Genomic DNA, 8,107 nt, shown 5'->3' on the forward strand with positions numbered 1-8,107 from the left:
CGCTAGTCCTGTGTTTCGCACATCGGATTCTGGTGCCCCTACCCGCCCCGGTGATCACGTTTTTCGATCATGGAGGCTGGGTGGGGTCGACTCCGAGGAGGTCGAGCAGGTGGCGTTGCAACGTCCCCGGCCAGGGGATGTAGGCGGGCTGGCCGCCGATGGCGGGAACCAGGCGCAGCGCGGCGAGGGCTTCGAAGACGAGCCGGCCGGTGGGCCTGGCGGGCCGCCCGGCGTAGAGACCCGGCAGCTTCTCGGCCGGAGCGATCGCCCGGCGGACCTCACGTTCGATCAGGCTGAAGACCAGCAACGCCAGGCAGATCACGTGGATCAGCCCGTCGATCCGCTGGTTGGACCGCAGGAACAGCGGCGCGACGGCGAGCGGCCCCTTGTAGTCGCTGTAGCGGCGCTCGACCTTCTCCTGCCCCTTGTAGCGGCGCAGCACCTCGGCCGCGTCCGCCTCGGCGACGGTCAGGTTCGTCAGCAGCGCGTACCAGCCGTCGCTGGCTGCCTCGGCGGCCAGGGCCGTCTCGTCGAACGCCCAGGTGAAGGTGGTCTTCCCACTGGCCTCATCGGCGTCGATCTCGTAGTGGACCAGGCCGGTGACCCGGCGGGACCGGCAGACCTGCTCGGCACGGGCCCGTACCGCCTGCTCGTCGGGGTGGTAGCGGGTGCCGGCGGTGCGCACGAGCCGGTCGAGCTCGTCGGTGGCCCTGGCCAGCTTGAGCCGGCGGGCGGACACGGCGGCCTGGGCTCTGGCCGACGACCAGACGTGGACGGTGCGCACGACCAGCGGCGGATCCTTCTTCCGCGGCCCGCGCACCGTGGTCCGGCCCTCACAGGCCCGGTAGAAGGCCCGCTGGTGGGCGAACTTCTCCCGGTCGCGGACGGCGACGTAGTCGACCGGGGCCGCGGTGGTCACGTCGAGGGCGGCGAGCACGGTCGCGGGCACGACGTTCCTGGGCGCCGGGGCGATGAACCGTGCGCCGTCGGTGGCGACGAGCGCGGACAGGTTGGTGTAGGAGACCAGCTTCGTGTCGCCGACCAGCAGGAACGGGCGCGGGCCGGCGGCCGTCCGCAGGGCGCGCAGCGCACCGACGACCTGACAGACCTCGGCCGCGCCACCGTCGTAGGCCCTCGCGACCAGCGGGACCCCGCCGTCGGCGAGGACCCCGAGCCCGGTCTGGATCTGTTTGAGGTCGGGCCGACGGTCCTTGGGATGGCCGTACCGCGGCGTGGCGTAGTCGGGATCCGTCTCGGGGTAGGCGCCGTACAGGGAGATCGACGTCATGTCCCAGTGCACCTGGGACACATCCAGGCCGAAGCCGGCGACCGCGGCCGCGCCGATCGAGCCGACGACCTGGTCGGCCTGCTCCGCGAGCGCGTCGAGGGCCCGGGCGATCCGGTCGTCGCCCAGCGCGTCCGCCGGGACGTCGAAGACCTCCTCGACCGCCCAGGCCGCCGCCCAGTCGGCGACGCGGACCATCGCGGTCGGGCAGGTCAGCCGGTTGGCGATCAGGACCTCGATGACCTGGCCATGGGTGAGCCGGGCGATGTCGCGGACCGGGCAGAGCCGGCCGACGGTGCCGGCGACATCGAGCCGGCGCAGGAAGTCACGGATGACCGGCAGCGCGCCGAGCATCTTCTCGACGCTCGGCGGCCCGTAGTCCGCCGCGGCCGTCACAGCCAGGAACCGTGCCAGGCCCACCACTCCGCGGCGCGGCAGGCCCGACACAGAACGATCAAAAGATCACGTAGCTGGCCCATCACACGCACGTGCGAAGGACAGGGCTAGTGGTCGACAGGGCCGCGAGACCCGGCATTTTGCCGCGGCCCCGCGCCTCACCGCCCGCGGCCAGCACACCCCCCTTCTCTACTATGCAGCGTAGTGGTTAGCGTGTACCCGCCAACGCCGCCGGACTGCACGCCGAATCCTGCCCCCCGGTCCGGCGATGCCCTCCAATGCAGCCGGGGCAGGAGCGACAGGACGGAGACTTGCCGACTCCAGCTCCAACGACCAGTTGTCGCGGTGCGGCCCGGGTGCCGAGACCGTTCGACAGGCCCGCGCAGTCGATCGAGACCCACTCTCTACTACAATCGATAGTGGATTAGGGGCGTGTCGTCGTCAGCAGCACCGAACCGCGTCAGTCCGGTCTCCGTCATCACGGCCGGCAGGAGTAGGAGCAGGAGCCCGCCCGCGCAGCCCTGCCGGTGCGCGACGACTCGCCCCTCGCGAGGGGCGAGCGTCCGGTTTGGCGAGGTTCGGTGGCGGGTTCAGGAAAGGATGTGCGTTGCCCGTAGCTCACGGTGCTGATCGTCTTCCTTGGGACGAGACGCGGCGTCGGTGTGGGACTCCCGGTGGGCACCTACCGGGCGAGCCGGCCCGGCGCGCTCCTGGGTGGCGTCGCCGTCCTACCCGGCGGCAGTGTCAGGCCGCCGTGATCGCGGTCCCGACGGCGGGAGGCCTCGCTGCCTCGACCGCCAGGTTCGCCGCGGCCGCCGGTTCACCCGTGGGCGACGTCGGTGCGGCTGACGGCGGTGCCGTCACCCGCACCGATGACAAAGTCGCGCGGACCGGCGCACAGTTCCTGCCGACAGCCATGGTCACGGCCGTCTTCGACGGTATGGACGCGCCACGCCCCTCGCTGGCGCCTGCCGCCACGGTCACAATGATGAATCCTGCCGTCAACGGCGGCTCAGGGCTGGTACGAGCTTTGGGTCACGCGGCATGGAACGGAACGCATCTGGGCAAGGACGCATTGACGTGTCTGCCTGGCGCAGGGACCTGAGAGCATGAGGTCCGTGACCGGCCCGATTCATCGGGATGGCGGCGTTCCTCTTACCCGCGTGGATGTGCGCGGTCTGCTGCTGGTCATTGCGGTGTTGTTTGGCGTCCTGGCGATGCACGGCGGGCTTGGCACATATCTCGATTCAGGCCATGCGGCGATGACCGTGTCCACGGGTGGCACGGCTGCCTCGAGCATGGATCTCGGTGTTGATCGCCCCGGGCTGCCGATGAAGCCCCACGAACGGGGATCCACCCCGATCGGCATCGACCCGGGCAGCCGGCCCATCAGCCCCACCGAACTACTCGGCGCGTCGATGTCTTCCTGGGGACACGACAGCCATGTCGGTGAGGTATGTCTGGCCGTGCTGCGCTCCGCGGCGCTGTTGGCCGGGTTGCTGCTGATCCTCCTGCTTGGCCGTGCGCGGCGTGACGTCTCGCGGCCGGGACTGCTCGCCGTCGGCCAGCCTCCGCCCGGACACCAGCCGCGCGCGCGGGGGCCGTCGTTGTCCTTCCTCTGCGTGCTTCGACTGTAGATCGACGCCCTCGCCCCACGCCGCGCGCTCCGGTGACAAACGGCGCACATCGCGGCCGCCTCCCGCCTACGAGGCTGGCCGCCGCTGTGCCGCGCTCCGGAGCCGAGGTGTGAGCGGTGCCGCGTCCCTGTCCGTTCCGGACATCACACACGACCTCACGCGAGGAGCCCGAGCAATGAAACGACTCGCCCTGTTGGTGGGCGCCCTGCTCGCCGCTGTCGTGCTCGCCGCCTGCGGCAACGACTCCGGCAGCACCGGAACCAGCGCAAGCACGAACACCGCCACGGCCACCAGCGCCACCGGCAGCGACGACCACAACTCAGCGGACGTCGCCTTCACCCAGAGCATGATCATGCATCATGGGCAGGCCGTGGAGATGGCCGATCTCGCCCCCACTCGCGCCTCATCTGCCGAGGTCAAGACGCTGGCCAGGCAGATCCGCGACGCTCAGGCACCGGAGATCACCATGATGACCGGCTGGCTGACCGCATGGGGTCAGCCGACCATCAGCTCCGGCAGCGGGATGGACATGGGCGCGGGCCACGACATGACGGTGATGCCATCGCACTCGATGGCCGGAATGATGAGCGAACAGGACATGTCGAAGCTGCGTGCCGCGTCCGGCCGCGACTTCGACCGCATGTTCCTCACGATGATGATCGAACATCACCGCGGCGCGATCGAGATGGCCACGACCGAGCAGCGCGACGGGTTCTACGGTCCGGCCAAGGAACTCGCCGGCTCGATCGTCACCAGCCAGACCGCCGAGATCACGACCATGGAGAAACTGCTCGAGAATATCTGACAACCGTACAGACTGGGTGGCGGTCCCGGCCAGGCCGGCGACCGCCACCCAGCCGACGCCGGCCGCTGAGGACCGCCCGAACCGAGACGTACCTACGGCTACCGCCGGGTACACGCCGACCTGGCCGCCCGGTGCGGGCGATGAGGCGGGCGATGAGGCGGGCGACGTTTTCGGCGATCTCGCGGGCGAGTTCGCAGCTCACTTCTCTTTCCGCTCGCGGCCACGACCAGCCCGGACATTGGCCGTCGCCGAGCGTCCTTGATCTATTCGTGGTGCGCCCCGCTGGTTGGGTGTCTGGCGGTTGGTCGTGGCGTTGTGTCGTTCACTGCGGACCCCGTTCTCTACTACACCGGGTAGTGGTTTACCGTGTGCTGCGACCACTGGCGCCGGGCCGCTTGCCGATTCCTGCCCTGGTCCCGGCGCTCTCTCCATGGCAGGCAGCTGGGGCAGGAAGGGGGGTCCGGGCTTGGTCGGGGCGCCACCTCTGGCGGCGTGTTCGGTGGAGCCGGCTACGGCGGCCGGCGTGCGCGCCGCGGCCGGAGATGGAGTCCTGAGGCGTCATGACGTCGCCCGCTGGGGTCATTCGGAGGTGGTGCGTGCCCGGTGCTCGGCGGGCAGACCTTCGCGCATCCTTGTCCACTCTCGGTCCGCTCTCGCGGAGGCTTGGTGAATCTCGCATCTGTTCTGGTGACTGGCCTGTTCGCGGGTGGTGTGTCCTGCGCGGCGGTGCAGGGCGGTCTGCTGACCGGTCTGATCAGCCGGCAGCGGGCCGCGGCGGTGGGGTCGGCCGAGCTTCCTGGTCACGAGCCGGGCGGTGGTCGCCATTCGGTTCGCCATACCCACCGCCGGGACCCCGGGGCGCGGACCCGCCCGGGGAGCGGGTCGGCGCGGGTACTGGAAGCGGGCTGGCCTGCTCGGCTTGGTGATGACCTTGCCCCGGTCGGGGGGTTTCTGGCGGGCAAGTTTGTCTCGCACGTGCTGCTGGGGGCGTTGCTGGGCGCTGTGGGTAGCGCGGTGGAGCTCTCGCTTGACGCGCGTATCTTGATGCAGCTCGGTGCCGGCCTACTGATCATTGTGTTTGGACTCTCCCAGCTCGGTGTGCCGGGTTTCCGCGGCATCGTCGTCGAGCCGCCGGCGTCGTGGCTGCGGATCGTGCGCAGACGCGCGCGCTCCCAGGCCGCCCTGGCACCGACGCTGCTCGGCCTGGCGACCGTGCTCATCCCGTGTGGAGTGACGCTGTCGGTGGAGGCGCTCGCGCTCGCGTCCGGGTCCGCGCTGGCGGGTGCGGCCACGATGGGGGTGTTCGTGCTCGGCACCGGCCCGCTGTTCGCCGTTCTCGGCTACGCCGCCCGCAAGGCCGCGACCGCGTGGCGCAGCCGGCTGGCCGTGGTCACCGGGCTGGTCGTGCTGGCGATGGGGCTCTACACCCTCAACGGTGGCCTGCAGCTCGCCGGTTCGCCTCTGGCCGCCGACCGGCTCGCCGAGGCCGCCGGGATCATCTCCCCGGAGCCGGTCGACACGTCCGCCGCCTCGACCGTGGACGGACAGCAGACCGTGGAGATCACGGCCGACGCCGACTCCTACAGCCCAGGCAACGTCCAGGCACAGGCCGGTGTCCCCACGACGCTGGTCGTGCACTCGGACAACGTGCAGGGCTGCATCCGGTCGTTCGTCATCCCGGACCGCGACATCGAGGAAATCCTGCCGGTCGAGGGCGACACGGCGATCGATCTGGGAGTGCTGGAACCCGGTCAGCTGCGCTACACGTGCGCCATGGGGATGTACACCGGCGTCGTCACCGTCGTCTGACCACACCGTCCTTGGTCAACCAGGAGAGTCAACCAGGAGAAAGGAGCACCGAAAGTGTCCGCCACCACCCACACGTTCCGGGTCGAGGGGATGCACTGCGGAAGCTGCGCCCTGCTCATCGACGACGCCCTGGAGGACCTGCCGGGCGTAGGCAGCACCCAGACCACCTTGAAGCAGGGCCGCACCACGGTCGACCTGGACCTGAGCCAGAACAGCCCCCAGGACGTGGTCAAGGTCATCGAAGAACTCGGCTACCAGGCCTCGCCACTGCCGTGACGGGCCGGGCAGGGATGCGCGACTCACAACGCCCACCGCCAGGAGGCTGGCATGACGACCATGCTGTTCTACATGAGCGGGTGAGCCGAGCAGTGGACGGTCCACCGACCACACCGATCGTCATCCGCCGGCCGGCACGCCACGAGCGAGTCGAGGGGCCCCAGCCGGCCGCGACGGCGTACGTCGACTCGTCCCCGCTGCAGGCCGAGGCCGCGGGAGCCGGACATACGGCGGGTCGGGGAAGATCCGAGGCTCGGATCATGACTGACGTCGGGGCGTGCACGATCGTGGCGGCGTTCGCCTCGCTCGGCGCCGCCGCTACGCATTTCGCGGTCGCGCCAAGCCACTTCACCAGCTGGCCGCTGTCAGGTGTGTTCTTCCTCGCGACCGCGGCCTTCCAGACGGGCTGGGCCCTCGCCGTGCTGCGGGGCGCCAGCCCACGGACGATGAAAGCGGGCCTGCTGGTCAACGCGGGGGCAATCCTGTTATGGGCCCTCAGCCGGACCGCCGGGTTCCCCGTCGGCCCCCACGCCAACGTGCCCGAACAGGTCGACAGAGTCGACCTCACCACGGTGGCATTCGAGGTGGCGGTCTGCCTCCTTGCTCTGTGGAGCTTCCGGGCGCGGCACGCGCGCGGGTTCCGCTCCTCGTTCAGTGCGGCCGTGATGATCGGCGTCGTCGGCGCCGGGGTCACCGGCTTCGCCATGCCCGCGGTCGAACTCGCCGGATCACACGGTCACAGCCACGGTCTCGAGGTGACAGATGAATCCGTTCCGCATTCCCATGGTTCCGACGAGGAGGACCCGGCGGTGCCACACGGCAGCGTGGGTGGGACCACCAACTCGCCTCCACCGGCGGGCAATACACCCGAACAGGGGCAATCACCCCAGCCCGCTCCTAGCCACAGCCATGCCCCGGGCACCGCGCCTCACGACGACTGAGTTCCCGGTGCTTCGGCCCGAGCTCCTCGCGCCGGTCAACGACGCCCTCGAAAGGCGGCTTGGCCTCGTACAACACGCCGCGTGGACCTGCGCAGGCCCGGGTCGCCGTCGTAGGGGAGGCTGGTGGCGAGGTCGTAGAGCGGGGCGACCTTGATCTCGTTGGGGAGCAGTAGGGGGGACACGTTTTTCGAGTGGCCGTCAGGCGCGCCGGTGACGTAGTTGATGGCGGCGAAGTCGCCGAGTGCGGCCAAGCCGGCGGCGGCGTGGGTGTGAGTTCTGCTCGATGATCCGGACGCTCTTACCTCGGTAGGTCGTCCCGCTCAGCGGCATCCGCACACCTAGACGAGTAAGTCCTATCTCGGGTCAGTGGTCGTAGGCGATCAGGGAGCGGGTGACGGGTGCGGCGGTCTTGTTGTTGTGCCAGATCGCCGTGGCCATCGCCAGCAGGCGTTGGGCGACGCGGATCGCGACGCCCTCGAAGGTCCGCCCGCCGTGTTGTTCCAGGTCGAGCTGGCCCTTGAGGGTGTCGTTGACCGACTCGATGAGCTGGCGGACCTTCTTGAGCATCGGCTCGCCGTGGCGCTCCGTCTCCTCCTTGCGGTGCGGCCGGAGCAGGTCGATGCGCTGCTCGGCGAGCGCGGCCTCGAGGTCCTTCGAGGCGAACCCCTTGTCGGCGATCAGCAGGATCCGGCCTCGTCCGGCGATCAGGTCGGTGTCGTGTTCGAGCATCGCGGCGAGCACCTCCCGTTCGCCGATCTTCGGGTTGGCCAGGGCCCACAGCACCGGCATGCCGGTTGGGGTGCAGACCAGGTAGAGCTTGAGCCCCCAGTAGAACCGGGAGTGCGACGCGCAGTAGCCGTAGCTGGCCCAGCCCGCCATCTCGGAGCGCTGCACGGTGGGCCGCGACATCCCGCACGGGACCGGGGTCGCGTCCGTGATCCAGTGGTTGTCGAACCAG

The 8,107-nt window shown here is 69.9% G+C and carries 8 protein-coding genes and 1 pseudogene; 6 read left to right on the forward strand and 3 right to left on the reverse strand.

All coding sequences use genetic code 11. The features are described from left to right. Positions 1 to 67: 67 nt before the first annotated feature. A complete protein-coding gene (locus QOZ89_RS46275) occupies positions 68 to 1,681 on the reverse strand; it encodes an IS1634 family transposase (protein ID WP_312628410.1) in 1,614 nt (537 codons plus the stop codon). A gap of 826 nt (positions 1,682 to 2,507) precedes the next feature. Between QOZ89_RS46275 and QOZ89_RS46280 the strand changes: the two genes are divergently transcribed. From QOZ89_RS46280 to QOZ89_RS46305, 6 genes are all read left to right on the forward strand, one after another. Further along, positions 2,508 to 2,786 carry a hypothetical protein gene (locus QOZ89_RS46280; protein ID WP_131803741.1) on the forward strand — a complete coding sequence of 93 codons (279 nt, stop codon included), beginning with the start codon at positions 2,508 to 2,510 and terminating at the stop codon, positions 2,784 to 2,786. A gap of 13 nt (positions 2,787 to 2,799) precedes the next feature. Continuing rightward, positions 2,800 to 3,318 (forward strand): DUF6153 family protein, encoded by a 519-nt coding sequence (locus tag QOZ89_RS46285; RefSeq protein WP_131803743.1) that lies wholly within the window; start codon positions 2,800 to 2,802, stop codon positions 3,316 to 3,318. 175 nt (positions 3,319 to 3,493) lie between these two features. Then, positions 3,494 to 4,123 (forward strand): DUF305 domain-containing protein, encoded by a 630-nt coding sequence (locus QOZ89_RS46290; RefSeq protein ID WP_071046671.1) that lies wholly within the window; start codon positions 3,494 to 3,496, stop codon positions 4,121 to 4,123. A 666-nt stretch (positions 4,124 to 4,789) separates the two neighbouring features. Continuing rightward, positions 4,790 to 5,932 (forward strand): urease accessory protein UreH domain-containing protein, encoded by a 1,143-nt coding sequence (locus QOZ89_RS46295; protein WP_312630324.1) that lies wholly within the window; start codon positions 4,790 to 4,792, stop codon positions 5,930 to 5,932. 54 nt (positions 5,933 to 5,986) lie between these two features. Then, positions 5,987 to 6,208, forward strand: a complete 222-nt coding sequence (locus QOZ89_RS46300) for a heavy-metal-associated domain-containing protein (protein ID WP_312630325.1) — start codon at positions 5,987 to 5,989, stop codon at positions 6,206 to 6,208. A gap of 260 nt (positions 6,209 to 6,468) precedes the next feature. Next, positions 6,469 to 7,149, forward strand: coding sequence for a hypothetical protein (locus QOZ89_RS46305; RefSeq protein ID WP_312630326.1), 681 nt, complete (start codon positions 6,469 to 6,471; stop codon positions 7,147 to 7,149). Between the two features lie 35 nt (positions 7,150 to 7,184). On the opposite strand, the pseudogene QOZ89_RS46310 reads toward QOZ89_RS46305, so the two are convergent. Together QOZ89_RS46310 and QOZ89_RS46315 are read right to left on the reverse strand one after the other, a co-directional pair. Continuing rightward, positions 7,185 to 7,406, reverse strand: a pseudogene (locus QOZ89_RS46310) (HipA domain-containing protein); the annotation flags it as partial. A 106-nt stretch (positions 7,407 to 7,512) separates the two neighbouring features. Continuing rightward, positions 7,513 to 8,107, reverse strand: a 595-nt coding sequence (locus QOZ89_RS46315; protein ID WP_312630328.1) for an IS982 family transposase, incomplete at its 5' end; no start/stop codon positions are given.

This window comes from Pseudofrankia coriaricola, assembly GCF_032027725.1.
In the GTDB taxonomy this organism is placed as follows: domain Bacteria; phylum Actinomycetota; class Actinomycetes; order Frankiales; family Frankiaceae; genus Pseudofrankia.

Coding starts and splice junctions, on each gene's coding strand:
- QOZ89_RS46290 (WP_071046671.1), top strand. CDS start 3,494: ATGAAACGACTCGCCCTGTTGGTGGGCGCCCTGCTCGCCGCTGTCGTG.
- QOZ89_RS46305 (WP_312630326.1), top strand. CDS start 6,469: ATGACTGACGTCGGGGCGTGCACGATCGTGGCGGCGTTCGCCTCGCTC.